This window comes from Streptomyces humicola, from assembly GCF_024436035.1.
Lineage (GTDB): Bacteria > Actinomycetota > Actinomycetes > Streptomycetales > Streptomycetaceae > Streptantibioticus_B > Streptantibioticus_B humicola.
Genome location: NZ_JANFNG010000007.1, coordinates 72,756 through 96,853, shown reverse-complemented (window position 1 = coordinate 96,853; position 24,098 = coordinate 72,756). Strand labels below are relative to the sequence as shown.

The window sequence follows — 24,098 nt, the reverse complement described above, 5'->3', positions numbered from 1 at the left end:
CGGCCGCGAGGCTGTCGGCTGCTGTCGTGATCACTTGGCCACCTCCGTGGCGGGCGCTGCGATTCCGACCACCTGGCCGGGGATCGCACCGAGGTCCTCATGGGCACCGCCGCCGGTGGAGTTGAGCGGCAGCCACACCACGCGGTCAGGCATCGGCGTGATCCGCAGCGGCAGCTGTACGGACCCGGCGGGGCCGGTGACGGTGAGCGTGTCGCCGTCCTCCGCGCCGACCTCCTTGGCCGTCTCCGCCGAGAGCCTTGCCACCGCTTCGTGGCGCGTACCGGCCAGGGCGGACTCGCCGTCCTGCAGCCTGCCCTGGTCGAGCAGGAGCCGGTGACCGGCGAGCACCGCCTCACCGGCCTCCGGGTGCGGCAACGGGCGGGTGGACACAGCCGGTTCGGCCGCGTACGGGCCGCTGCGGCCGATGAGCCTGCGCAGTTCGGCGCGGGCCGAGCGCACATCGGGAAGACCCAGATGCACGTCGTCCATCGCGTCGGCGATCATGGTGAGGATCCGGGCGTCCGGCAGCTTGTGCGGTGACGGCGCGACGTCCGGCTTCAACGCCGCCTCGAAGGGCCGGGCCCTGCCCTCCCAGTCGAGGAAGGTCCCCGCCTTCTCCGCGACCGCGGCCACCGGCAGCACCACGTCGGCGCGCTCGGTCACCTCGCTCGGCCGCTGTTCCAGGCTGACGAGGAAGCCGACGCGGTCGAGCGCTTCCCGCGCCTTCGCCGGATCCGGCAGGTCGGCGACCTCGACGCCGCCGACGAGCAGCGCCGCGAGCTCGCCGCTCGACGCAGCGTCGATGATCTGCCCCGCGTCCCGGCCGAAGCGGTGCGGGAGCTCGGCGATCCGCCACACCTCGGCGACCTCCACACGTGCGCTCGGGTCGGTCACCGGACGCCCGCCGGGCAGCAGCCCCGGCAGCGCACCGGCCTCGACGGCGCCCCGCTCCCCCGCGCGGCGCGGGATCCACGCAAGCCGCGCGCCAGTGGCCGCCGCACACCGCACGGCGGCGGTGAACGCACCGGGCACACCGGCGAGCCGTTCGCCGACCAGGATCACCGCGCCCTCGGCGCGCAGTGCGTCGGCGGCCCGCTCACCGTCCTCGTCGAGACCGGCCCGGGAGGCGAGAGCGTCGAGCCACTCCGGCTCGGTGCCGGGCGCCGAGGGCAGCAGCACACCGCCCGCCTTGCGCAGACCGCGGGTCGCGAACGGCGCCAGGGAGAAGAGGCGCATGCCGCGCTTGCGGTGCGCCTTGCGCAGCCGCAGGAAGACGATCGGCGCCTCCTCCTCGGCTTCGAGCCCGGCGAGCAGCACCGCCGGCGCCTTCTCCAACGCGGTGTAGGTGACACCGCCACCGTCGCCCGCGCCGGAGGCGCTGGCCGACGCTGCGACACCGCGTCCGGCCACCTGCGCGGCGAGGAACTCGGCCTCCTCCGCACTGTGCACCCGGGCCCGGAAGTCGATGTCGTTGGTGGCGAGCGCGACGCGCGCGAACTTCGCGTAGGCGTAGGCGTCCTCGATGGTGAGCCGCCCGCCAGTGAGAACGCCGGCGCGCCCGCGCGCTGCCGCGAGCCCGCGCGCGGCCGCGTCCAGCGCCTCCGGCCACCCGGCCTCGCGCAGTTCCCCGCTGTCCCGGTCGCGTACGAGCGGGAGCGAGAGCCGGTCGGGCAGCTGTGCGTAACGGAAGGCGAAGCGGCCCTTGTCGCACAGCCACTCCTCGTTCACCTCGGGGTCGTTGCCCGCGAGGCGCCGCATCACCTTGCCGCGCCGGTGGTCGGTGCGGGTCGCGCAGCCGTTGGAGCAGTGCTCGCAGACGCCCGGCGACGAGACGAGGTCGAACGGGCGGGAACGGAAGCGGTAGGCGGCAGAGGTGAGCGCACCGACCGGGCAGATCTGGATGGTGTTCCCTGAGAAGTACGACTCGAACGGGTCGCCGTCGCCGATGCCGACCTGCTCCAGCGCTCCCCGCTCCAGCAGCTCGATCATCGGGTCGCCCGCGATCTGCTCCGAGAACCGGGTGCAGCGCGCACACAGCACGCACCGCTCGCGGTCGAGCAGGATCTGCGAGGAGATCGGGATCGGCTTCTCATAGGTGCGCTTCCTGCCCTCGAAGCGGGTGTCGGCCTGGCCTGCGCTCATCGCCTGGTTCTGCAGCGGGCACTCGCCGCCCTTGTCGCAGACCGGGCAGTCCAACGGGTGGTTGATGAGCAGCAGTTCCATCACGCCGCGCTGCGACTTCTCAGCCACGGGCGAGGTCAGCTGCGTCTTGACCACCATCCCGTCGGTGCAGGTGATGGTGCAGGACGCCATGGGCTTGCGCTGGCCCTCGATCTCGACGATGCACTGACGGCAGGCGCCGACCGGGTCGAGCAGCGGGTGGTCGCAGAAGCGCGGGATCTCGATGCCGATCATTTCGGCGGCACGGATCACGAGCGTGCCCTTGGGGACGGAGACCTGGATCCCGTCGATGGTGACGGTGACGAGGTCTTCGGGCGGCACAGCCGCCTCCCCGGTGGGTGCGTTGGTCGTGACGGTCACTTGGCAAGCACCCCCTGGGAAGCGGTGAAGTGGTTGTTGTCGTCGGCCCAGGCCGTGGAGCGGGCCGGGTCGAAGGGGCAGCCCCTGCCGGTGACGTGCTCCTCGTACTCCTCGCGGAAGTACTTCAGGGAGGAGAAGATCGGGCTGGCGGCGCCGTCCCCGAGGGCGCAGAAGGACTTGCCGTTGATGTTGTCGGCGATGTCGTTCAGCTTGTCGAGATCCTCGTGCTTGCCCTTGCCCGCCTCGATGTCCCGCAGCAACTGGACCAGCCAGTACGTCCCTTCGCGGCAGGGCGTGCACTTGCCGCAGGACTCGTGGGCGTAGAACTCGGTCCACCGGGTGACCGCCCGCACCACGCATGTGGTCTCGTCGAAGCACTGCAGCGCCTTGGTGCCGAGCATCGATCCTGCGGCGCCGACGCCCTCGTAGTCGAGCGGGACGTCGAGGTGCTCGTCGGTGAGCAGCGGGGTGGAGGATCCGCCGGGGGTCCAGAACTTCAGCCGGTGCCCGGGGCGCATGCCGCCGCTGATCCCGAGCAGTTGCCGCAGGGTGACGCCGAGCGGTGCCTCGTACTGGCCGGGGTTGGCGACATGGCCGGAGAGCGAGTAGAGCGTGAAGCCGGGCGACTTCTCGCTGCCCATCGAGCGGAACCACTCCTTGCCCCGGACGAGGATCGAGGGCACGGACGCGATCGACTCGACGTTGTTGACGACGGTCGGGCAGGCGTACAGGCCCGCGACCGCGGGGAAGGGCGGGCGGAGCCTCGGCTGGCCGCGGCGGCCTTCGAGCGAGTCGAGCAGTGCCGTCTCCTCACCGCAGATGTAGGCGCCGGCACCCGCGTGCACCGTCAACTCCAGGTCGAAACCGGTCCCCTGGATGTTCTTTCCGAGGTAGCCGGCCTGATAGGCCTCGGCGACCGCGTGGTGGATGCGGCGCAGAACGGGGACGACCTCGCCGCGCACGTAGATGAAGGCGTGGTGCGAGCGGATCGCGTAGCAGGCGATCACGATGCCCTCGATGAGCGCGTGCGGGTTGGCGAACATCAGCGGGATGTCCTTGCACGTGCCCGGCTCGGACTCGTCGGCGTTGACGACGAGATAGTGCGGCTTGTCGTCGCCCTGCGGGATGAACTGCCACTTCATCCCGGTGGGGAAGCCTGCGCCCCCGCGGCCGCGCAGGCCGGAGTCCTTCACCAGGGCGATGAGGTCGTCGGGGCGCATGGCGAACGCCTTGCGCAGGCCTTCGTAGCCCTCGTGGCGCCGGTAGGTCTCCAGCGTCCAGGAGTTCGGCTGGTCCCAGAAGGCGGAGAGCACGGGTGCCAGGACCTTCTCGGGCGAGTCGACGGTCATCACTGGCCCTCCTCACGGGGCGGTACGACGGTCGGGCCCGCCTCGGGTGCCGCCCTATCGGTGCCGGGCGGCGGCTGCTCGCCCTTGGCGAGCCGGAGTCCGACGAGCGAGGCAGGTCCCGCGCCGCCGGTGGCCTCGACGGCGCCGGGGCGGGTGTCCGGGAACCCGGCGAGGATCCTGGCCGTTTCCTTGAATGTGCACAGGGGCGCACCGCGGGTCGGCTCGACGGTCCGGCCGGCGCGCAGGTCGTCCACCAACTGCTGTGCGGATTGGGGGGTTTGGTTGTCGAAGAATTCCCAGTTGACCATGACGACGGGTGCGTAGTCGCAGGCCGCGTTGCACTCGATGTGCTCGAGCGTGATCTTGCCGTCCTCGGTGGTCTCGCCGTTGCCGATGCCGAGGTGCTGCTGGAGCGCTTCGAGGATGGCGTCGCCGCCCATCACCGCGCACAGGGTGTTGGTGCAGACGCCGACCTGGTAGTCGCCGGAGGGCTTGCGCCGGTACATCGTGTAGAAGGTGAAGACGGCGCTGACCTCGGCGGTGGTCAGCCCCAGCATCTCTGCGCAGAAGCGGATGCCGGTGCGGGTGACGTGCCCTTCCTCCGCCTGGACGAGGTGGAGCAGCGGAAGCAGCGCCGAACGCGAGTCGGGGTAGCGGGCGATCACCTCGCGTGCGTCCGCTTCGAGGCGTTCCCGTACGTCCGCCGGGTAGTCCGGGGCGGGGAGCTCAGGCATCCCCAGATGCACGTCCGTCACAGCGCCTCCTCTTTCGCTCCGCCGCGCCAGCGGCTACTGGCACCATCAGGGGGTACCTCCCGCCGCAGGCAGGGGGAGGCTCCGCCACGGGCACGGCCGCCCCCGCGGCGCAGAGGTGCGGCCTGCCCCAGACTCCGTCCGGGAGTGCCCCCTGTCGTCATCTGCGGCCCAGGGGCCGTGGGGTTCCCCATGCCGAAGGCCAGGGACGTGTCGCTCACCGGTCGACGCCTCCCATCACGGGGTCGATGGACGCCACCGCGACGATGACGTCGGCGACCATGCCGCCCTCGCACATCGCAGCCATGGTCTGCAGGTTGGTGAAGGACGGGTCACGGAAGTGCACCCGCTGCGGCCGGGTGCCGCCGTCGCTCACGACGTGCACACCGAGCTCGCCCTTGGCCGACTCGACGGCCGAGTACGCCTGTCCCGGCGGGACCCGGAACCCCTCGGTGACCAGCTTGAAGTGGTGGATGAGCGCCTCCATCGAGGTGCCCATGATCTTCTTGATGTGGTCGAGGGAGTTGCCGAGGCCGTCCGGGCCGAGCGCGAGTTGCGCGGGCCAGGCGATCTTCTTGTCCGCGACCATGACCGGGCCCGGCTCCAGCCGGTCCAGGCACTGCTCGATGATCCGCAGGGACTCGTGCATCTCGGCGAGCCGGACGAGGAAGCGCCCGTAGGAGTCGCAGGTGTCGGCGGTCGGGATCTCGAAGTCGTAGGTCTCGTATCCGCAGTACGGCTGCGCCTTGCGCAGGTCGTGCGGCAGGCCCGCGGCGCGCAGGATCGGCCCCGTCGCACCGAGCGCCATGCAGCCGGCCAGGTCGAGGTAGCCGACGTCCTGCATGCGGCCCTTGAAGACGGGGTTACCGGTGGCGAGCTTGTCGTACTCCGGCAGGTTCTTACGGAATTTCTTCACAAGCTCGCGCACATGATCAACAGCGCCGGGCGGCAGATCCTGGGCCAGGCCGCCGGGACGGATGTACGCGTGGTTCATCCGCAGGCCGGTGATCAGCTCGAAGGCGTCCAGGATCAGCTCCCGGTCCCGGAAGCCGTAGATCATGATCGTGGTGGCGCCGAGCTCCATGCCGCCGGTCGCGATGGCGACGAGGTGCGAGGAGATTCGGTTCAGCTCCATCATCATCACGCGGATGACGTTGGCGCGGTCCGGGATCTGGTCGGTGATGCCGAGGAGTTTCTCGACGGCGAGACAGTAGGCGGTCTCGTTGAACAGCGGCGTCAAGTAGTCCATGCGCGTCACGAACGTGGTGCCTTGCGTCCACGTCCGGTATTCGAGGTTCTTCTCGATGCCGGTGTGCAGATAGCCGATGCCGCAGCGGGCCTCGGTGACGGTCTCGCCGTCGATCTCGAGGATGAGGCGGAGCACCCCGTGGGTGGACGGGTGCTGCGGGCCCATGTTGACGACGATCCGCTCGTCGTCGGCCTTGCCCAGGGTTTCGGCGAGTTCGTCCCAGTCACCGCCGGTGACCGTGAAGACCCGGCCCTCGGTGGTCTCGCGCTCCTCCGCCTGCTGCGGAGCGTGCGGGGTTGCATTCGATGCGGTCATCAGGAGTACGACCTCCGCTGGTCCGGAGCCGGGATCTGGGCGCCCTTGTACTCGACGGGGATGCCGCCGAGCGGGTAGTCCTTGCGCTGCGGGTGGCCCTGCCAGTCGTCGGGCATCATGATCCGGGTCAGTGCCGGATGGCCGTCGAAGACGATCCCGAAGAAGTCGTACGTCTCGCGTTCGTGCCAGTCGTTGGTCGGATAGACGGAGACGATCGACGGGATGTGCGGGTCGGCGTCCGGAACCGATACCTCCAGGCGGATCAGCCGATTGTGAGTGATCGATCGCAGGTGGTACACGGCGTGCAGCTCGCGCCCCTTGTCACCTGGCAGGTGGACGCCACTGACGCCGGTGCACAGTTCGAAGCGGAGCGCCGGGTCGTCACGCAGGGTCTTCGCGACGCGGGGCAGGTGCTCGCGGGCGATGTGGAAGGTGATCTCGCCGCGGTCGACGACCGTCTTCTCGATGGCGTTCTCGGGGAGCAGGCTCTGCTCTTCCAGGGCGCCTTCGAGCTCGTCGGCGATCTCGTCGAAGTCTCCTCCGTACGGCCGGACGGCCGGGCCCGGCATCCGGACCGGCCGCACGAGGCCGCCGTAGCCGGAGGTGTCACCGCCGTTGTCGGCGCCGAACATGCCGCGTTGGACGCGCACCGCCTCGCCGGCCTCGCCTCGCTGTCCGGGAAGGTTGGTCGCGTTGACATCCTTGTCCGGGTTCACGCCGTTGGCGCCGTTGCCGTCAGTCATCGCAGCAGCCCCTTCATCTCGATCGTCGGGACCGCCTTGAGCGCCGCCTCCTCCGCCTCGCGGGCCGACTGCTCACGGTTGACCCCGAGCTTCTCGCCCTGGATCTTCTGGTGGAGCTTGATGATCGCGTCCAGCAGCATCTCGGGGCGGGGCGGACAGCCGGGCAGGTAGATGTCGACCGGGACGATGTGATCGACGCCCTGGACGATCGCGTAGTTGTTGAACATCCCGCCGGACGACGCGCACACGCCCATCGAGATGACCCACTTCGGGTTCGGCATCTGGTCGTAGACCTGCCGCAGCACCGGGGCCATCTTCTGGCTCACCCGGCCCGCGACGATCATGAGATCGGCCTGGCGAGGCGATCCGCGGAAGACCTCCATACCGAAGCGGGCCATGTCGTAGCGCCCGGCGCCCGTCGTCATCATCTCGATCGCACAGCAGGCCAGACCGAAGGTCGCCGGGAACACCGACGCCTTCCGCACCCAGCCGGCCGCCTGCTCCACCGTCGTGAGCAGAAAGCCGCTCGGCAGCTTCTCCTCGATACCCATGCGATGTGCCCCTGTCTCAAATGCCTGGCTTCTTCTATTTTGCTCCTGCTTTTCAGTCCCATTCCAGGCCGCCGCGGCGCCACACGTAGGCGTAGGCGACGAAGACGGTGAGGACGAACAGCAGCATTTCGACAAGCCCGAAGAGCCCCAGGGAGTCGAAGCTGACGGCCCAGGGGTAGAGGAAGACGATCTCGATGTCGAAGACGATGAAGAGCATCGCCGTCAGGTAGTACTTGATGGGGAAGCGCCCGCCGCCGGCCGGCTGCGGGGTCGGCTCGATACCGCACTCGTAGGCGTCCAACTTGGCCCGGTTGTACCGCTTCGGGCCAGTGAGCGAAGCCATGACCACGGAGAAGATCGCGAACCCCGCGGCGAGGCCTCCGAGCACGAGGATGGGCGCGTAGGCGTTCACCGTCCTCCGCTCCTTCCAGTCGGCGTTGACTGACATGACGGACCGAGCACGGACCCATGTTCCTTCTCACAGCACGAAGTTCACGAAGTGCGCGAAGCGGACCAAGCGCACCGGTGATCGTGCCCATGTGAGGCAGTTCACAAGCCCGAACCGCCTGCATCCTATGCCTCCACCTCTGTGATCTGCGACACGGGATACGCCAACAGCTTTGTGATCTCCACCACCTGGTGAACGATCATGAAGTCGCATGAGCGTCGATCCTCATACGTGAAGCTCCCAAACGATCACTTCCGGTCACGTTCGGCCGGGTAACCGCAGGTCGGGAAGGCTGGCCCTTTATCAAGTCATTGGCACGCGCGCAAAATTGGCGGCGGACGCGGCACACGTGATAGAGGCGCAGCCGTCCATCCGAGTGAATCGCGACTCGCCGAGCTGACCCGCGTGAACGCGTGCACGAGCTACCGGAATCGCCACCTCCGCTTACCCGTTCACCGTTTCGCCACAAGATCAAGATCGGACATTGCAACCCGGTCGGCGACAACTGTGGTGAAGGTTACGTTTTTTGTAAGCAACCAAGATTTCCTGGTAGCCATATTTGCCATGTCCCTCACGGAGAACCGGATCGCGACGTCCGAACCCCGCATACGCAGCCGCCGGCATGCCCGACATACGCGCCCAAACTGGGCGAAAAGAGCGGGCGTTGCCGGCGGAGTCCTTTCCGTCGCCGCGCTGACCGCGGCGGCCTCTCCCGCCTCGGCGGAGACCACCGGCGAACTGCCCGCCATCAACGAGGTCACCCAGACGCTCGACCTCTCCCAGTTGCGCGCCGCCGACGCCACCGCCCAAGCGGCCGTCAACTACGAGCTGCAGGCCGCCCAGGACCAGGCCTCCGCCGACGCCCTGAAGGCCGCGCAGGCACAGAAGGCCGCCGACCAGGCGCGCGCCGCGGCCGAGAAGGCCGCCCAGCAGCGCGCGGCAGCCGCGAAGGCCGCCGCGGAAAAGGCTGCCCAGCAGGCCCAGTCCAGCGCCTCCTCGGCCTCCTCCGCCGTCTCGAGCTCGGTCTCCTCGGCGAGCGGCTCCATCGCCGGCGTCATCAGCTTCCTCGAGGCCCAGGTCGGCAAGCCGTACGTCTACGGCTCGACCGGCCCCGACTCGTACGACTGCTCCGGCCTGACGCAGGCGGCGTTCAAGACGATCGGCATCGACCTGCCGCGCACCTCGCAGGACCAGTCCGACACCGGCACCCCCGTCTCGCTCAGCAACCTCCAACCCGGCGACCTGCTCTTCTGGGGCGGCCAGGGCAGCGCCTACCATGTGGGCGTCTACGTCGGCAACGGCAACTTCATCGCCGCGCAGAACCCGAGCGAAGGCATCGTCCTCAAGCCGCTGAGCTACTCCGAGCCGGACTTCGCCACCCACGTCGCCTGATCTTGGGTATGCATCACAAATCCGCTCAAGCATGACGAAGGGCCGTCAATCCTGCCCGGATTGACGGCCCTTCGTGTATTTCAGCTCTGCTTACGCCCTTTTCAGCTTCTTTTCAGCTCTTCTGCACCGGCCCGATGGTCAGCGGGTGGATGCTCAGGCCCGCGCAGTGCTGCGTCTTCCAGGGGAGGAAGAGCGCCGCCTTCTGGTTCGGCGGGTAGATGCGCAACCCCTGGGCGGGCGAAAGGTCGCACTGCTGGGGCGAATATCCGGAAATGCCGTTGCTGTCGTGGAGCGTCGCGCTCGCCGTCCCTCCCGGGCGGAGGGTGACCGTGGCGACGCTGCCGCCTGCCCTCACTGCCGCATTGCCCGACTGAACGCCGCCGGTGGCGACGTACGAGACGCCCGGGTACCCCGTCAGGGTGCACGTCGTCCCCGAGACGTTGGTGAAGACCAGCGTGGAGTAGTACTGCCCCGCGCCCACGCTGGGGTTCTCCTGGGCCACCTTGAGCTGGCTCGACGAACACCCTGCGACACCCGATGCCGAGCGGCCCTGAATGGCCGTCGCGCCGGAGCCTGCGGCCCCTGTGGAGCCCGAGGATGTGGCGGAGGCGTTGGTGGCGCTCGACGCCCCCGTGCCGCCCGCGCCCGACGCGGACGAGGCCGCGCCCGACGGCGAGGACGCCGCGGCGGACGAACCGGACGTACCTGACGACGAACAAGCCGTCAGCGCGAGCGCTGCTGCGGCGAGCACGGCGACCTGAGTCGCGGCGGAACGTATCCCCCGGTTGGTGGTCATGGAGCGCATCGGTCTTTCCCCTCTGAACGGGTGAATCCCCTGTGAAACGGGCTGGTCCCCTCTTACGACCATGCCCGCACAGAAGTGCGATGACCACCCCAGTTACCCGGCTGTAGCAGAACCCGGCCGACACCGGGACACTTACGACACACCGGTGGCGACCGACGGACCCCGGCGGCTACCGGCCGCTACCGGCGGCCGCCCGGGCTCAGGCTCGGGCTCAGGCCTTCGGTGCGACCTTGGTGAGCGCGTTGATGATGCGGTCCATCGCATCGCCGTCCGTGGGATCCGTCAGGTTCGCCAGCAGCTTCAGTGTGAACTTCATCAGCACCGGATGCGTCAGACCACGCTGAGCGATCATCTTCATGATCGTCGGATTGCCGATCGCCTTCACAAAGGCGCGCCCGAGCGTGTAGTACCCGCCATAGGTCTCCTTGAGGATGCGCGGGTACGAGCGCAGGGCGAGCTCCCGCTGAGCGGTCGTGGCCCGGGCGTGCGCCTGCACGATGACCTCGGCGGCGATTCGGCCCGACTCCATGGCGTAGGCGATGCCCTCACCGTTGAACGGGTTGACCAGACCCCCAGCGTCACCGACCAGCAGAAGACCGCGCGTGTAGTGCGGCTGCCGGTTGAAGGCCATCGGCAGCGCCGCGCCGCGGATCGGCCCGGTCATGTTCTCCGGGGTGTAGCCCCAGTCCTCGGGCATCGAGGCGCACCACGCCTTGAGAATCTCGCGCCAGTCGAGGTCCTTGAAGGCGGGAGAGGTGTTGAGGACGCCGAGCCCGACGTTGGACGTGCCGTCGCCCATGCCGAAGATCCAGCCGTAGCCGGGCAGCAACCTGCCCTGGTCTTTCGACATGGGGGACCCGTCCTGGCCGCCGCGCCGGTCCCACAGCTCCAGCCACGACTCCAGATAGTCGTCGTCGTGGCGCGGCGAGGTGAAGTACGTACGGACGGCGACGCCCATCGGACGGTCCTCGCGCCGGTGCAGGCCCATGGCGAGCGACAGGCGCGTGGAGTTGCCGTCGGCGGCCACGACGAGCGGGGCGTGGAAGGCCGCCGGTGCCTTCTCCTCGCCCAGCTTCGCCTCGACACCGGTGATCCGGCCGGTGCGCGGGTCGCGGATCGGCGCGGAGACGTTGCACCGCTCGTACAGCCGCGCCCCGGCCTTCTCGGCGTTGCGGGCGAGCTGCTGGTCGAAGTCGTCGCGTTTGCGGACCAGCCCGTAGTCCGGGTAGGAGGCGAGATCCGGCCAGTCGAGCTGGAGCCGGACGCCGCCGCCGATGATGCGCAGCCCCTTGTTGCGCAGCCAGCCGGCCTCCTCGGAGATGTCGATGCCCATGCCGACGAGCTCCTTGACCGCCCTCGGCGTCAGGCCGTCACCGCACACCTTCTCGCGTGGGAACGCCGTCTTCTCCAGGAGCAGGACGTCGAGCCCCGACTTGGCGAGGTGGTAGGCGGTGGCCGAGCCGGCGGGCCCGGCCCCGACCACGATCACATCGGCGCGGTGCTCGGAGGGGGCTGCGACGGTGTCGGTCACGATGGGCTCTCCCGGGACGCGAGGGGGCTTCTGGCGCTGACAAGTGCTGGCACTTGCTGTGGATGCTTGCTGCGGATGCGGGTCGAGTCTATGGGGCTATTCCCGGGGTATCACCGGCGGATGCCCCGGTGAAGTGCGACGACGCCACCGGTCAGGTTGCGCCAGGCCACACGCGACCAGCCGGCCCTGCCCATGCGGGCGGCGAGCCCCTGCTGGTCGGGCCAGGCGCGGATGGACTCGGCGAGGTAGACGTACGCGTCCGGGTTGCTGCTGACCGCGGTGGCCACCGGGGGCAGCGCCCGCATCAGGTACTCGGTGTAGACGGTTCGGAACGGCCGCCACGTCGGGTGGCTGAATTCGCAGATCACGATCCGGCCGCCGGGACGGGTCACCCGCAGCATCTCGGCGAGCGCGCCGTCCGTGTCGTGGACATTGCGCAAGCCGAAGGAGATGGTGACGGCGTCGAAGGCGCCGTCCTTGAACGGCAGCCTCGTCGCGTCGCCCGCGGTCAGCGGCAGACCGGGGTGCCGCTTCTTGCCCTCGCGCAGCATGCCGAGCGAGAAGTCGCACGGCACGACCTGGGCGCCGGCTGCCGCGAAGGGGAGGGACGAGGTGCCCGTACCGGCCGCGAGGTCGAGCACCCGGTCGCCTGGCCGTGCGCCGACGGCGGCAGCGACCGCTTTGCGCCACAGCCGCGTCTGGCCCAGGGACAGCACGTCGTTGGTCAGGTCGTAGCGGGCCGCGACGCCGTCGAACATCGCGGCGACTTCCGACGGCTGCTTCTCCAGGGAGGCTCGGGTCACGCTCCCATTCTTCACGTCGGCCGCGTGCCAGGACGCGCAGGGGTCGCACGGGCTCCCGTCTCAGCGGAACTCGGCGAGCCGCGGCCGTACGCCGATCACCGCGAGGGCGAGCGCCGCCGCCGTCGCGACGGCGATCACGACGAGCCCGGTGTCGAGCTCCCCTTCGCCGTCCGAGACGCCGGAGGAGAAGGCGTCGGCGTTGATGGCGATGTCCACCTGCATGGCGGCGTCCCACTGGTCGAAGGCCCAGTTGGAGCCGCCCACCGCGTAGCTGGTGTTGTAGTCGATGGCGCGGTCCAGCTGCCCGGCGGCGAGGTAGCCGCGGGTGGTGTGGTCGTCGCCCTGGTACTGCACCCAGGCGCTGAGGATCTTCTCCGCCGCCGCACGCTCACCCGTGAAGGTGAGGTTGCGGAACTCGGCACCGAGATAGCCGGTGAAGCGCACGTCGTCATGGTTGGCGAGGTAGGCCCGTCGGGCGGCGGCGATCCGAGTCGAGTACGTCGCCAGGTCGGCGCCGCTCAGGTCGGCGATCTGCTGCGACTTTTCGAGGAACGCGTTCGAGTACTGCCCCGACATCGCCGGGTCGAGGATGTTGCGGCTCTCGTCGGCGTTGGCGTCGTAGCCGAGGGCGCGGGCGGAGGAGAGCGCGACCACGGAGTCGAAGGCCTCGTGCCGGGTGTAGTACAGCTCGTACCGCTCGTCGCCCGCCAGGCTGAACGTTGTGCCGATGACGGTCAGGCACAGCAGCGTCGCGGCGGCGAGCGCGGGGTTGATCCGGCGGCGGAAGCGGCGGGCCAGGAAGAGCTGGAGGGCCACGAGCGCAGCGAGCGTGAGCAGCCCGAGGGCGAGCGCGGCGAGGCGGACGTCCGACAGGAGTCCGCGCTCGTCGCCGTAGGTCGAGGTGAACGCGGAGTTGTTGGCGTCGATGAGCTTCTGGGCCGACGGCAGCAGCTGGGTCCGCATCAGATCGGTGGCCCGGCGGTACGCGTCGAGGGCGTCGGGGGACGGGCGCCCGCTCGGGGCCCTCGCCTCGTCGTTGAGCGAGGTCGCACGGGAGGAGAGCGCCTCGTACAGGCCGAGCCCGTCGAGGATCTGTACGAGCGTGGCCTGTGCGGAAGCGTTACTGCCGGCCGAGACGGTGGCGCCTTGCAGGGCGGTGCTCGCCGTGTGGAGGTCCTGGCCGTAGATGGTGTTCGCCTTCGCGCGCTGTGACGCGAGCGACTTGTTGTCGCCGAACACGAGGATGTTCGCCGTCTGCGCGTCCATGTCCGTGAGCGCGAGATACAGGCTCGACGCATCCCGGACCTGCGGCGCCAGCTGCTGCTTGATCGTGTTCCAGCTGCCGCCGGTGTGCAGCGGGACGACGGAGCAGAGCGCGCCGAGGGCGATGGTCAGCGCGAGACAGCCGGTGAGCGCGGCGCGCAGGATAGCCGGGGTCGTCCAGCGGATGCGGACGGCGCGGGCCAACGGGCCGGACGGGCCTCGGCGGTGCGGCGGCCGCGCAGCCGGTCGCGGTGGCGGCTGCGGCGGCCGCGGCGGCTGGACGGGCCCCCGAGCGGCCGCCGGCCCCTGCGGCAGCGGAACGCCAACGGCACCATCGGACCCCGCAGTGATGGTCCCAGCCATCGTGCTGCGCCTCCCCCGTCGCCCCTCGGAATCCGGCCACTCAGCCGTTCCGGCTGATCACCTTGCCGACCCGGGCACGGGGTTGCGCCGTCTCTTGACAGGCCCTTAGCGCTCAATGCCTCCATATTGACGAGTCGTTGACGCCCCTCGCATCGTCAGCTGCGTCGGAAGGCAAGCCGCCCGGCGAGGACAGTGGCCGCGCAGCTGCCCGCGCCCCGCTCCGCGAGGCTTGCATACGGGTCACCGCTCACCAGCACGTCGAAGGCGGCGAGGTCGGCGTGGCCGCCGGCGACGAGCGGTCCGGTCACGACGGCGGCGGGGTCCACGCCTCCCGTCAACGGGTCGGGATCCGGTGTCCCTTGGGGTGCGGCCGTCCGCGCGACCACCACGAGACCCGAGCGCGCCACGGCGGCCCGTACCGTTGCGCGGCTGAAGGGTCCGGCAACTGCCGTCGTGCCGTGGCGGAGCATGCGCTGCAGTCCGCGCCGCGCGCTCTCGCCCCATCGGGCATCGGTGAGCGCGAGGGCCGTCAACTCCTCGCCCATGAGGGGGCGTTCACCCAGGGCATCCGCCTCCCGTGGATCGGGGTGGTAGGCGGCTTCGAGCAGCTCCGGCCCGAACCGGTTGACCAGCCCCGGCGTCAACACGCCCGGCCACCGCCGCACACGCGCGGACGGCCATTCGCTCACCACGTGCTCGTACGATCCGAATCCGGCAATCCGATCACCATCGATCACCACCGCGCCATCGGACAGCGGCTCCGCGCCGCCGAACGGCAGCACGAAGCTCGCCGCGTGGATCGTCAGCACGGAGGTCCCTCAGTTCGCGTCGATGAGCCTGAGCTCGGGGTGGGCGGTGCCCCCCTCGATCGCGGTCGAGGACAGATGCGACACGACGTGCTTGTCGACCGGGTCATTGGCCGGGTCGTCGTGCACGACCAGGTGCTCGTACGTGGTCGCGCGCTGCGCCGGCACCCGCCCTGCCGTACGGATCAGATGGATCAGCTCCATCAGGTTGGAGCGGTGCTTGGCGCCGGCCGAGGAGACCACGTTCTCCTCCAGCATCACCGACCCCAGGTCGTCGGCGCCGTAGTGCAGCGACAGCTGCCCGGCTTCCTTGCCGACAGTGAGCCACGAGCCCTGGATGTGCGCCACATTGTCGAGAAAGATGCGAGCGATCGCGATCATCCGCAGATACTCGAAGATCGTCGCCTGCGTGCGTCCGCGCAGATGATTGTTCTCCGGCTGATAGGTGTACGGAATGAACGCACGGAAGCCTCCTGTGCGGTCCTGTACGTCTCGGATCATCCGAAGATGTTCGATCCGCTCGGCGTTCGTTTCGCCCGTGCCCATCAACATCGTCGACGTCGACTCGACCCCGAGCCGGTGCGCGGTCTCCATGATCTCCAGCCACCGCTCGCCGGACTCCTTCAGCGGCGCGATCGCCGTACGCGGCCGCTCCGGCAGCAGCTCGGCACCCGCCCCCGCAAATGAGTCGAGCCCCGCGGCGTGAATGCGCCGGATCGCCTCCTCAACGCTCACGCCCGAGCCCTTCGCCATGTGCTCGACCTCGGACGCCCCCAGCGAATGGATCACCAGCTGCGGGAATTCCTTCTTGATCGCGGCGAAGTGCTTCTCGTAGTACTCGACACCGAAGTCAGGGTGATGCCCGCCCTGGAACATGATCTGCGTACCGCCCAGCTGCACCGTCTCGGCGCACCGGCGCAGGATGTCGTCGAGATCGCGGGTCCAGCCCTTGTCGCTCTTCGGCGGCGCGTAGAAGGCGCAGAACTTGCAGGCCGTCACGCAGACATTGGTGTAGTTGATGTTGCGCTCGATGATGTACGTGGCGATGTGCTCGACACCTGCGTAACGGCGGCGGCGGATCGCGTCCGCCGCCTGCCCCAGCGCGTGCAGCGGCGCATGCCGGTACAGCTCCAGCGCCTCCTCAGGCGTGACCCGCCCCCCTGCGACGGCACGGTCGAGTACGGACTGCAGGTCGGCCTTGTCGGGCACCGCGGCGTCCTTTCGGGAGGGGTCATGCGACGGACGTGCCCAGACTACGCCAGGCCCTTTCGGGGGCCACCGGGCGCCGTCGTTCCGGCCTCACGGGCGGCGCCGCCGACCCTGCGGGAACCCACGTCTGCAGCCCTGAGGGGGAGACTCCGCCGAAATGCGCGCGACCCGGCCCCCAGGGGTGCCGACCGCGTCGTACCGCCGCGGGCCGCCTACGAGGCGATCGGAGGCGTCGGCCGCGCTCAGCTGAGCATGATGTGAATCAGTCAGTCGGCGACAAGGACCGGACGAGCCGGCACCCGGGAATCTCTCCCACCCAGCCGACGACCGCCGAGACCGGGCGCCTGCAGAATTGACAGTCGGTACACGTGGCTGGACACACCGATCCCCTTCGGACAACCGAGCCCCGACCGAATTCAGTGGTTACGGCGCACGTTGGCTCGATCCCTGCGGCCTCGATGGCCTGCAGAGGTGCTTTCGGGTTCGTCACCAGCCCGGATGACTCGACCCCTCGTCGTCAACGGAATACCGCAACCCCGACGTTATAGTCACCGGTTTGACCTGCAGCATCAGATGTAGCCGCCACAACAAGGGTGTCGTTCTGCCACAGCACTTCACTGCCGGGTATTCCGGGGCCCTGCCCATATGCGGTCTGTTCGACACTGATCGTGTCGGCCGGGAGGTACAGATACGGAGTCACGGCTGCTGCTGCGGGTACCCGGCCTGAGGATATTGACCGGACTGTGTGTAGGGATTTGGTGTACCCCACCCCTGAGGACTTGGCCGCTGGCCATGCTGGGGTAGCCGTACGACGGCTGTCCCGACGGCGGTGGCCGCGGCGGCTGAGACATCAGCAGATCCTCATCAGGGGACGGGGGAACATCGAATACTTGCATCACTTGGGCATGCCCGCGCTGCGGGACTCAGCCGCGCGAGGCCGATCCGTGACGGCGCCGTCATCCTCCCCCTGGCCTCCGGCCGGTGGGACGGCTGATTCCGATCGTGTACCGAACAAGTCCGCGGGGCCCCTTGACTGACCAGGTGGCACGCCGTGCGCGGTACGTTGGGCGCGCGGCCGGGCATACGGGGGCCGTTGAGCATTGAAGTGCGTAGGTACGGGAGGGTCAGTGGACCGGACGCCGGGATGGGGCCGGAATGACATGGGCGGCGCCGGGAGCCTGGGTGGGGACAGAAGCTTCGGCGGTGGCGCCGGGGTGGGTGGCCCCGGCGGGACCGGTGGCGGCGCGTGGGCCGAACGGGCCGATTACGGCACGGGGTCGTCGGGCGGCGGGGGTTACGCCGGGCTCGCCGCTGAGGCGGACGGGTTGTCCGGCCGGCTGCCGGAAGGGTTTCAACTGCTGCGGCGGGCCGGAACCGGCCGGCACAGCAGCGTGCTGCTCTGCCGCGAGGACGCGACCGGGCAGGAGGTCGCACTGAAAGTCCTCAATCTGACGGTGGAGGACGAGGGACTGCGCCTGGCCGCGCACTCCGAGCTGCTCTCCGCGGGTGCCGCGGCGAAGCACCCGTGCTCCGTGGTGGTGGAGGATGCGGGGTTCACCCCCGACAACCGCCCCTATCTCGTGGAGCAGTTCTGCCAGGGAGGAAATGCCCAGTCACGGCTGAACAACTCGGGTCCCTTCCCGGTGGACGAGGCCATCGTCATCGGTATACGGCTGGCGCTGTCGCTGAGTTCCGCGCACCGCCGTGGCGTCCTGCATCTGGACGTACGCCCGTCGAACGTCCTCTTCAACGAGGCCGGCGACGCGCTGCTCGCCGATCACGGCATCGCGCGCATCATTCAGCGGTCCGCACCGCAGCTCGGTGCCCTCTTCGACCCGATGTATGCGGCGCGCGAGATGTTCGGCTGGGAGAAGCCGGGCCCGTCCGCCGATATCTACAGCCTCGGCGCGACGCTGTACGCGCTTCTCAACGGCCTTCCGGCCTATGCCGAGGCTGGAAGCACCAGTTGGTCCGCGCTCTACAACGAGGTGCTGCGCGGCGAGTTCCCGCCGCCGAACCGGCATGACGTACCGCCGCAGCTTTTCGACCTCATCACGCGCATGATGTCGGTGAACCCGGAGGGCCGCCCTCCGCTCAACGAGGTGCACCGCGTGCTCCGCATGATGCTGCCCGCCGGGTACGCCGCGCGGGTACCGGCGCTGGATCCGGAACCGGAGCCCGAGCCGATGCTGCCGGGCTGGGACCCTGCGGACGACATCACGCCGGAGGAGCAGGCGGAGGCGGAACGGATAGGCGCGGAGGCGGAGGCGGAGGCGCAGCGGCGCCGCCGCATGTGGATCGTCTCGGGCACGGTCCTGGTCCTCTTCGCGGCGGCGGCCACGGGGATCACGTGGTATCTGCAGCAGAACAAGGCGTCGAAGGCCAACGCGCACGCATCTGCGTCGCCGTCGGCGTCGGCATCCGCGTCCGGCAGCTCAGCGCTTCCGGCGCTTCCCGCGCAGGGCAAGTCCGTGCCGCAGAGCGAACTGGCCGCGCTGATGCCCCAGGACGTGACAGCGCGGAAGGTGAACGGGACCGTGCAGGTGACGTGGAAGGCCCCGAAGAGCCTGCAATCGGTGGTTGCTTACGCCGCGCAGGCGGCGATCGGCACCCAGGGCGGCCAGCTCAAGGAGACGTCGCCGGCCAATCCCGAGGCGGTCTTCACCGCGGCCGAGGACGTGCAGTCCGGTGACTGCTACGTCGCCGCATCGGTCGTGAAGGCTGCGAACGGGCAGTTGGAGTATGCGGCTGCGCCCGAGATCTGCAACGTGTCGGGGGGATGACCCCGAAAAGACGGCGGTGCGCCGCCGAGGCCAATGCCTCGGCGGCGCACCGTTCAACGTGCCAGCGCCTGCGCGCCAGTACCCAGATGCGTGCTCAGCCCTTGCCGATGCCGTGGGCCAGGCTCTCGTCGGCCTGGCGGAAGGCGTCGGCCGCCTGCTGCAGGAACTTCGCCATGCCGGTCAGGCCGTCGATGGTCTGCGTCGCGCCCTTGTTGAACTCGGCGTACGACTGCTCGAACGCCTTCGAGGAGCGGTCAGTCACGTAGCCGTGCTGCACCAACTGCTGGACGTAGCTCTGAAGCGCGTGCAACTGATTGGTGATCTCGTTCTGCCCGTTGGTCAGCTTCGTGGCAGCTGCCTGCATCTCTTCGTAAGTGACATTTACGTTTGCCATCTCGGCTAACCCCTCAATTCACGCCTCAGGGCCTGTCCCCCGTGGCTCCTGGCTACATCGTTTTTAGCAGGTTTCATGACAACCTGCTTGGCCTTGCCGGTTGTTCAGCTTACGGATGGGGACGCGGCGCTGCATCCCCCAGTTCCGGCCGCGCGGCCGCAGCCAGGCACCGTCCCCATACCGTCAACACACATTCACCTTTCCCCCACGTTCCCACACGTCTTCCCCCGGCCTCGCCTGGGCGGCTGTCGTACCCGTCAGGCATCATGGTCCTCACCACATGCCGAGCGGCTTCGCACACACATGCACCAGACATGCGCAGGCGCCGCGCAGGCATCGCGCACGCACGTATGCATCAAGATTCATCGCCCAGGGGGACGGCCGTGGAACTGCAGCTCAGCGTCATCGACCCGGTCCGCGCGGACCGTTCGGACATGTTGGTCGACGCCGATCCCGCGGCGCCGGTCGGCGCGCTCGCCACCGAGATCGCCCAGCAGCTCGGGCGGCCCGACGACGGGCAGGGCCCGCCCGCCCTCCACATCAACGGCTTCATGCTCGACCCCGAGGTGAGCCTCGACGCCTCGCCCGTACGGGACGGAGCGCTGGTCTCGATAGCCGCGCCGGCGCCGGTGCAGTCGCCCGATGCCCAGGGCACCGTCGAGGTACGGGTCGTGGGCGGCCCCGATGCCGGTGGCGTGTACCGGCTCGGGCCCGGCGTGGCCGTCGTCGGCTCCGGAGCCGATGCGTGGATCCGCCTCGCCGACCCGCAATTGCCGCAGACCGCAGTCGAGGTGGACGTCGCGATCGACGGCACGGTGACCGTGCACCCGTCGGCGGGCGCTTCCGTCACACTCGACGGCGAGCCGCTCACCTCCACCAAGCCCTGGCGGCGGCGCAGCGTCATCGGCGTGGGCCAGTCGCTGATCGAGTTGCAGCATCCGTCGTTCCCCGATGCCGCGCTGAAGCCCTCGGAGGACGGCACGGGCCTGGACTACAACCGGCCGCCACGCATCACCCCGCCGCCGCGCCCGACGAAGTTCAGCCTGCCGGCCAAGCCCAAGCAGGGTGAGGCGCGTCCCCTGCCGTGGATCATGGCGGCGGTGCCGCTCGTCGGCTCCGGCGTGATGGCCATGACGATGCATCAGACGACGTATCTGTTCATGGCACTCCTGAGCCCTCTGACCATGGTGGGCAACTACGTCAACGACCGTAAGCACGGCAAGAAGTCGTTCCGTCACACCCTCGCCGACTACGAGAAGCAGAAGGACTCCATCGAGCGGCAGGCACGCAAGGCGATCGCCGCCGAGACAGGCGCGGCGCGCGATCTGTGCCCCGACCCGGCCCAGGTGCTGATCACCGCGACCGGGCCCGGCATGCGGCTGTGGGAGCGTCGGCGCGCCGACGCCGACTACGGGCTGCTGCGGGTCGGCACGGGCACGCTGCCGTCGGAGGTCGAGGTCTCCGACCCGGCGCAGGAGGAGCACCGGCGCACCTCGCACCGCAACCTGATGGACGTGCCGGTCGCGGTGCCGATGACGGTCCACGGCGTGCTCGGCATCGCGGGACGCGGTGAGGTGCCGCGGGCCATCGGCCGCTGGCTGATAGCCCAGGCCGCGGTGCTTCACTCCCCTGCCGACCTTTCGGTCTGCGTGCTCACCGACCCGAGCGGGCGGCACAGCTGGGAGTGGGTACGGTGGCTGCCGCACGCCCGCGCCCGTGAGGGCCAGTCGGCGATGGCGCTGATCGGCACGGACGCCGACAGCGTGGCCCGCCGCATCAGCGAGCTGCTCGCCCAGGTCACCGCCCGTCAGGACGCGGCACGTGAGGCGGGAATGCAGGCCAACCAGATCTGGAGCGGCCCGACCACGCTCGTCGTCCTCGACGGCTCGCGGCGGCTGCGCGCGCTGCCGGGCCTGACGCAGATCCTGCGCGACGGCCCGAAGGTCGGAATCCATCTGATCTGCCTCGACGCCGACCGGCGGCTGCTGCCCGAGGAGTGCCAGGCGCTGGTCGAGGAGGACTACTACGGGCTGCTGTCGGTCTCGATGGCCGGCCGGGAGCCGGTCGCCCAGGTGCGTCCCGACTGCGTCTCGCCCGAGTGGTGCGAGCAGGTCGCCCGTTCGATCGCCCCGATACGTGACGTCAGCGGCGACGACGGCGCGGCGCTGCCCGACGCCTGCCGGCTGCTCGACGTCATCGACCTCGAGCCGCCGACGACGGCCGGGATCGCGGCGCGCTGGTCGCTCAGCGGCCGCTCCACGAGCGCGGTGGTCGGCGCATCCTTCGACGGGCCGTTCGCCATCGACCTGGTGCGGGACGGGCCGCACGGCCTGGTCGCCGGTACCACCGGTTCCGGTAAGTCGGAGCTGCTGCAGACCATCGTCGCCTCGCTCGCCGTCGCCAACCGGCCGGACGCGATGACCTTCGTCCTCGTCGACTACAAGGGCGGATCGGCGTTCAAGGACTGTGTGAAGCTGCCGCACACCGTCGGCATGGTCACCGACCTCGACACGCACCTGGTGGAGCGGGCGCTGGAGTCACTCGGCGCGGAGCTGCGCCGCCGTGAGCACATCCTCGCCGCGGCCGGCACCAAGGATCTCGAGGACTACATCGTCGCGATGCGCACCAACCCGTCGCTCGCGCCGATGCCGCGTCTGCTCATCGTCATCGACGAGTTCGCATCGATGGCGCGCGAGCTGCCGGACTTCGTCACGGGTCTGGTCAACATCGCCCAGCGAGGTCGTTCGCTGGGCATTCACCTGATCCTGGCCACGCAGCGCCCGTCCGGCGTCGTCTCGCCCGAGATCCGCGCCAACACCAACCTGCGGATCGCACTGCGCGTGACGGACGCCTCCGAGTCCTCGGACGTCATCGACGCGCCGGACGCCGGCCACATCGCCAAGTCCACGCCGGGCCGCGCATATGTGCGCCTCGGCGCCTCCTCGCTGCTGCCGTTCCAGTCGGGACGGGTCGGCGGCCGGCGGCCGGGCCAGGTCGCAACGACGGCCCCCACGCCGTTCACGGTTCCGGTCGGGTGGGAGGCGCTGGGCAAGCCGGCGCCGGAGCGCCCGCAGGGCCCGAAGTCCAACGACGACGATCTGCTCACCGACCTCGCGGTTCTCGTCGACGCGATCATCGGCGCCAACGAGCAGCTGGGGCTGCCGCCGCAGCACAGCCCGTGGCTGCCCGCGCTCCCCGAGTCCACCACGCTGGACGACCTGGAGCCGCCGCGCTACCTGTCGCGGGACGGTCTGCTCCCGGCGCCGTTCGCCGTCGAGGACCTGCCCTCGCAGCAGGCACGCCGCACCACCTCGATCGAGCTGCCGACGTTCGGCCACCTGATCATCGCGGGTTCGCCGCGCAGCGGCCGCTCGCAAGCGCTGCGCACCATCGCGGGTTCGCTCACGCGCGCCAACTCGCCCGCGGATCTGCACCTTTACGGTCTGGACTGCGGCAACGGTGCGCTGCTTGCGCTGACCCAGCTGCCGCACTGCGGTGCCGTGGTCAGGGCCAACGAGCCCGATCGCGCTGAACGGCTCATCAACAACCTGTCGGCCGAGGTGCAGCGGCGCATGGCGCGGCTCGGTGAGCGCGGCTTCACCGACATCAACGAGCAGCGTCTCGGCGTTCCGGAGAACGAGCGGCTGCCGCACATCGTGCTGCTGCTCGACCGCTGGGAGGGCTTCCTGCCCTCGCTCGGCGAGATGAATTCGGGTGCGCTCACGGACACCATCTTCCAGTTGATGCGTGAAGGTGCCTCGGTCGGCATCCACGTGATCATCTCCGGTGACCGCACGGTGCTCATCGGCCGGATCTCGACGCTGACCGAGAACAAGCTGGCGTTCCAGCTGAGCGACCCGTCCGACTTCTCCGTCATCGGTCTCAACCCGCGCAAGGTCCCGGAGAAGATGGCGCCCGGCCGCGCCTTCCGTCAGGGCGCCGTCGAGGCACAGGTCGCACTGCTCACCGAGGACCCCAGCGGTCAGGCACAGGCGGCGGCGATCGGCACCATCGCCGAATGGGCGAAGGGCCGCTGGGCGAACGTGCCGCGGTCGCGCCGCCCGTTCCGGGTGGACGTGCTGCCGAGCCGGATCAGCTTCGAGGAGGCGTGGGAGCTGCGGGACGTCGCCGACCAGGCCGTCAGCAGCCCGCTGTGGGCGCTGACCGCGGTCGGCGGCGACCAGCTCACCGCCATGGGCCCGGATCTGCGTCAGGGCAATCCGGCGTTCGTCATCGCCGGCCCGCCGCGCTCGGGGCGCTCCACCGCGTTGCTGACGATGACGCGCTCGCTGATGTCGGTCGGCACCCAGGTGATCCTGGCGGCGCCGCGCCGCCAGTCTCCGCTGCGCCGTCTGAAGCAGGCACCGGGCGTGATCGGCTACTTCACGGAGGAGGAGATCTCCGAGGCCGAGATGCAGGAGGCGCTGGACCGGGTGCAGGGCCCGGCGGCGATCATCGTCGACGACGCGGAGCTGCTGCGCCAGTGCGATGCGGGCGAGCTCCTCAGCCAGGTGGTGCGCCGCTCGATGAGCAAGGACATCGCCGTGGTGATCGCCGGTGACGCGGACGACGTGTGCGGCGGCTTCTCCGGGTGGCAGGTGGAGATGAAGAAGGCCCGGCGTGGTCTGCTGCTCTCGCCGCAGAACATGTCGGATGCCGACCTGATCGGCGTCCGGCTGCAGCGGAGCGCGATCGGCCAGGCCGTCCAGCCCGGGCGCGGGCTGCTGCACCTCGGCGACGGCGAGGCCCGTACGGTCCAGGTGCCGCTCACCGCGCTGTAGCGGCGCGGCGGCACCTGGAC

General features: G+C 69.6%; 17 protein-coding genes. 3 read left to right on the top strand and 14 right to left on the bottom strand.

Annotated features, from left to right (window positions below; genetic code table 11):
- Nucleotides 1-30 precede the first annotated feature (30 nt).
- From NGB36_RS11900 to NGB36_RS11870, 7 genes are all read right to left on the bottom strand, one after another.
- A complete protein-coding gene (locus tag NGB36_RS11900) occupies nucleotides 31-2,541 on the bottom strand; it encodes an NADH-quinone oxidoreductase subunit G (RefSeq protein ID WP_255920180.1) in 2,511 nt (836 codons plus the stop codon).
- The gene (gene nuoF, locus NGB36_RS11895) at nucleotides 2,538-3,890 is read right to left on the bottom strand and encodes an NADH-quinone oxidoreductase subunit NuoF (protein WP_255920179.1); all 1,353 of its coding nucleotides are present in this window, start codon (nucleotides 3,888-3,890) and stop codon (nucleotides 2,538-2,540) included. The genes NGB36_RS11900 and nuoF overlap by 4 nt, the downstream gene beginning before the upstream one ends.
- Entirely contained in the window at nucleotides 3,890-4,624 is a 735-nt protein-coding gene (gene nuoE, locus NGB36_RS11890) for an NADH-quinone oxidoreductase subunit NuoE (protein ID WP_255920322.1), read from the bottom strand. The genes nuoF and nuoE overlap by 1 nt, the downstream gene beginning before the upstream one ends.
- A 235-nt stretch (nucleotides 4,625-4,859) precedes the next feature.
- Nucleotides 4,860-6,206: an NADH-quinone oxidoreductase subunit D gene (locus NGB36_RS11885; protein ID WP_255920178.1), complete on the bottom strand. Its 1,347-nt coding sequence runs from the start codon at nucleotides 6,204-6,206 to the stop codon at nucleotides 4,860-4,862.
- Nucleotides 6,206-6,949, bottom strand: coding sequence for an NADH-quinone oxidoreductase subunit C (locus tag NGB36_RS11880; protein WP_255920177.1), 744 nt, complete (start codon nucleotides 6,947-6,949; stop codon nucleotides 6,206-6,208). The genes NGB36_RS11885 and NGB36_RS11880 overlap by 1 nt, the downstream gene beginning before the upstream one ends.
- Nucleotides 6,946-7,500: a NuoB/complex I 20 kDa subunit family protein gene (locus NGB36_RS11875; RefSeq protein ID WP_255920176.1), complete on the bottom strand. Its 555-nt coding sequence runs from the start codon at nucleotides 7,498-7,500 to the stop codon at nucleotides 6,946-6,948. The genes NGB36_RS11880 and NGB36_RS11875 overlap by 4 nt, the downstream gene beginning before the upstream one ends.
- A gap of 52 nt (nucleotides 7,501-7,552) precedes the next feature.
- A complete protein-coding gene (locus NGB36_RS11870) occupies nucleotides 7,553-7,912 on the bottom strand; it encodes an NADH-quinone oxidoreductase subunit A (protein ID WP_255920175.1) in 360 nt (119 codons plus the stop codon).
- 600 nt (nucleotides 7,913-8,512) lie between these two features.
- On the opposite strand from NGB36_RS11870, the gene NGB36_RS11865 reads away from it, so the two are divergent.
- Nucleotides 8,513-9,340: a C40 family peptidase gene (locus tag NGB36_RS11865; RefSeq protein WP_255920174.1), complete on the top strand. Its 828-nt coding sequence runs from the start codon at nucleotides 8,513-8,515 to the stop codon at nucleotides 9,338-9,340.
- Nucleotides 9,341-9,452: 112 nt separating this feature from the next.
- On the opposite strand, the gene NGB36_RS11860 is transcribed toward NGB36_RS11865, so the two are convergent.
- From NGB36_RS11860 to mqnC, 6 genes are all read right to left on the bottom strand, one after another.
- Nucleotides 9,453-10,145 (bottom strand): DUF4232 domain-containing protein, encoded by a 693-nt coding sequence (locus tag NGB36_RS11860; protein ID WP_255920173.1) that lies wholly within the window; start codon nucleotides 10,143-10,145, stop codon nucleotides 9,453-9,455.
- A 211-nt stretch (nucleotides 10,146-10,356) separates the two neighbouring features.
- Nucleotides 10,357-11,676 (bottom strand): geranylgeranyl reductase family protein, encoded by a 1,320-nt coding sequence (locus tag NGB36_RS11855; RefSeq protein ID WP_255920172.1) that lies wholly within the window; start codon nucleotides 11,674-11,676, stop codon nucleotides 10,357-10,359.
- Between the two features lie 110 nt (nucleotides 11,677-11,786).
- A complete protein-coding gene (locus NGB36_RS11850; protein ID WP_255920171.1) occupies nucleotides 11,787-12,479 on the bottom strand; it encodes a demethylmenaquinone methyltransferase in 693 nt (230 codons plus the stop codon).
- 60 nt (nucleotides 12,480-12,539) lie between these two features.
- Nucleotides 12,540-13,946, bottom strand: coding sequence for a GlnX family signal transduction membrane protein (locus tag NGB36_RS11845; RefSeq protein WP_255920170.1), 1,407 nt, complete (start codon nucleotides 13,944-13,946; stop codon nucleotides 12,540-12,542).
- Between the two features lie 314 nt (nucleotides 13,947-14,260).
- Nucleotides 14,261-14,914, bottom strand: a complete 654-nt coding sequence (locus NGB36_RS11840) for an amidohydrolase family protein (RefSeq protein ID WP_255920169.1) — start codon at nucleotides 14,912-14,914, stop codon at nucleotides 14,261-14,263.
- Nucleotides 14,915-14,923: 9 nt separating this feature from the next.
- On the bottom strand, nucleotides 14,924-16,120 hold the full coding sequence (mqnC, locus tag NGB36_RS11835) for a cyclic dehypoxanthinyl futalosine synthase (RefSeq protein ID WP_255920168.1): 1,197 nt from the start codon (nucleotides 16,118-16,120) through the stop codon (nucleotides 14,924-14,926).
- A 1,127-nt stretch (nucleotides 16,121-17,247) separates the two neighbouring features.
- Between mqnC and NGB36_RS11830 the strand changes: the two genes are divergently transcribed.
- Nucleotides 17,248-18,903: a serine/threonine-protein kinase gene (locus tag NGB36_RS11830; RefSeq protein ID WP_255920167.1), complete on the top strand. Its 1,656-nt coding sequence runs from the start codon at nucleotides 17,248-17,250 to the stop codon at nucleotides 18,901-18,903.
- A 94-nt stretch (nucleotides 18,904-18,997) separates the two neighbouring features.
- On the opposite strand, the gene NGB36_RS11825 is transcribed toward NGB36_RS11830, so the two are convergent.
- Nucleotides 18,998-19,297, bottom strand: a complete 300-nt coding sequence (locus NGB36_RS11825; protein ID WP_255920166.1) for a WXG100 family type VII secretion target — start codon at nucleotides 19,295-19,297, stop codon at nucleotides 18,998-19,000.
- 383 nt (nucleotides 19,298-19,680) lie between these two features.
- Here NGB36_RS11825 and NGB36_RS11820 point away from each other — a divergent pair, with 383 nt between their 5' ends.
- On the top strand, nucleotides 19,681-24,078 hold the full coding sequence (locus NGB36_RS11820) for an FtsK/SpoIIIE domain-containing protein (protein ID WP_255920165.1): 4,398 nt from the start codon (nucleotides 19,681-19,683) through the stop codon (nucleotides 24,076-24,078).
- Nucleotides 24,079-24,098: the final 20 nt, after the last annotated feature.

Coding starts and splice junctions, on each gene's coding strand:
- NGB36_RS11825 (WP_255920166.1), bottom strand. CDS start 19,297: ATGGCAAACGTAAATGTCACTTACGAAGAGATGCAGGCAGCTGCCACG.
- NGB36_RS11875 (WP_255920176.1), bottom strand. CDS start 7,500: ATGGGTATCGAGGAGAAGCTGCCGAGCGGCTTTCTGCTCACGACGGTG.
- nuoF (WP_255920179.1), bottom strand. CDS start 3,890: ATGACCGTCGACTCGCCCGAGAAGGTCCTGGCACCCGTGCTCTCCGCC.
- NGB36_RS11880 (WP_255920177.1), bottom strand. CDS start 6,949: ATGACTGACGGCAACGGCGCCAACGGCGTGAACCCGGACAAGGATGTC.
- NGB36_RS11885 (WP_255920178.1), bottom strand. CDS start 6,206: ATGACCGCATCGAATGCAACCCCGCACGCTCCGCAGCAGGCGGAGGAG.
- NGB36_RS11860 (WP_255920173.1), bottom strand. CDS start 10,145: ATGCGCTCCATGACCACCAACCGGGGGATACGTTCCGCCGCGACTCAG.
- nuoE (WP_255920322.1), bottom strand. CDS start 4,624: ATGCCTGAGCTCCCCGCCCCGGACTACCCGGCGGACGTACGGGAACGC.
- NGB36_RS11865 (WP_255920174.1), top strand. CDS start 8,513: ATGTCCCTCACGGAGAACCGGATCGCGACGTCCGAACCCCGCATACGC.